Raw genomic sequence first — 1,263 nt, 5'->3', positions numbered from 1 at the left:
GGAGCCTGACCCGCTTTTCCGGACACCTGAGTTGAGGCGATGATCGTCTCGGAAGGAGTCCGTGAGATGCCTGCTGCACATTCGCCGGAGTTTCGGCGTCGAGCCCTGGATCTGGTCGCCCAAGGAAACCCCGTCGCGCAGACGGCCCGAGATCTGGGGATCAGCGAGTCCTGTCTTCGCAACTGGATGAACCGCGACGCTGTCGACAGCGGCCGCAAGCCCGGTCTGACGACCGATGAGCACAAGGAGCTCGTCGAGCTGCGGCGCCGGCTGCGGGTGCTGGAGATGGAGAACGAGATCCTCAAGCGTGCTTCGGCGTACTTCGCCAGGGAGAGCGTGCTCCCAAAATAGGGTTCCGGCTGGTCCAGGAGCTCGCCGCCGACGGGATCCCCGTCGCGGTGGCCTGCCGGTTCCTGAAGGTCTCGACCTCCGGCTACTACGACTGGGCGAGCCGGCCGCCATCGGCGCGCACGATCGCGGACGCGGACCTGATGGCAACGATCCGACGCATTCACGCCGCCTCTCGGGAGACCTATGGCGCGCCGCGCGTGCTCGCCGAGCTGCGGCTCGGGCTCGGCGTCCACGTCGCCCGCAAACGCGTCGCGAGGCTGATGCGGCTGGACGGCCTCGTCGGAGTCTCGCACCGTCGCAAACGGCGGGGATGGAAGCCGGACACCGCGACGCACGAGGACCTCGTGAAGCGGCAGTTCCGCGCCGATGCGCCGAACCGGCTGTGGTTCTGCGACATCACCCAGCACCGCGCGAAGGATGGGTGGGTCTACTGCGCCGCGGTCATCGACGCCTACTCGCGCAGGATCGTCGGGTGGTCGATCTCGGATCGGATCACCGCGGAGATCGTTGTCGACGCACTCGAGATGGCCCGCTGGCGACGCCGACCTGAACCGGGCACCGTGGTCCACGCCGACCGCGGAGCGCAATACACCTCCTGGCTCTTCGGACACCGCCTGCGCCAGGCCGGGCTGCTCGGCTCGATGGGCAGAGTCGCCTCGTCCGTGGACAACGCGCTCATCGAGAGCTTCTGGTCGACGATGCAACGCGAGCTCCTCGACCGCACGAGCTGGGACTCTCGGACGCAGCTCGCGTCGGCCATGTTCGAGTGGATCGAGGGGTTCTACAACCCGCGCCGCCGGCACACCAGCCTCGGTAACCTCAGCCCCGCCGACTATGAAGCCCTTCACACCGCCGCAGAAATCGCGGCATGATCAACACACAAGAACCGTCCGGGAAACCGGGTCAGGCTCC

General features: G+C 67.4%; 2 protein-coding genes. Both read left to right on the top strand.

Translation table 11 applies throughout. From position 1 onward, the window contains the following. Positions 1 to 66: 66 nt before the first annotated feature. The gene (locus WFI00_RS17725; protein ID WP_336633672.1) at positions 67 to 351 is read left to right on the top strand and encodes a transposase; all 285 of its coding nucleotides are present in this window, start codon (positions 67 to 69) and stop codon (positions 349 to 351) included. A gap of 47 nt (positions 352 to 398) precedes the next feature. Next, positions 399 to 1,223, top strand: coding sequence for an IS3 family transposase (locus WFI00_RS17720; RefSeq protein ID WP_336633671.1), 825 nt, complete (start codon positions 399 to 401; stop codon positions 1,221 to 1,223). The last annotated feature ends 40 nt before the right edge of the window (positions 1,224 to 1,263 follow it).

This window comes from Microbacterium sp. MMO-56 (genome assembly GCF_037146215.1).
Lineage (GTDB): Bacteria > Actinomycetota > Actinomycetes > Actinomycetales > Microbacteriaceae > Microbacterium.
The sequence above is the reverse complement of the archived record's forward strand: the minus strand, read 5'-3'. Positions and strand labels throughout refer to the sequence as shown.

Excerpts from the sequence above, each read along its gene's own strand:
- WFI00_RS17725 (WP_336633672.1), top strand. The coding sequence starts at position 67 with ATGCCTGCTGCACATTCGCCGGAGTTTCGGCGTCGAGCCCTGGATCTG.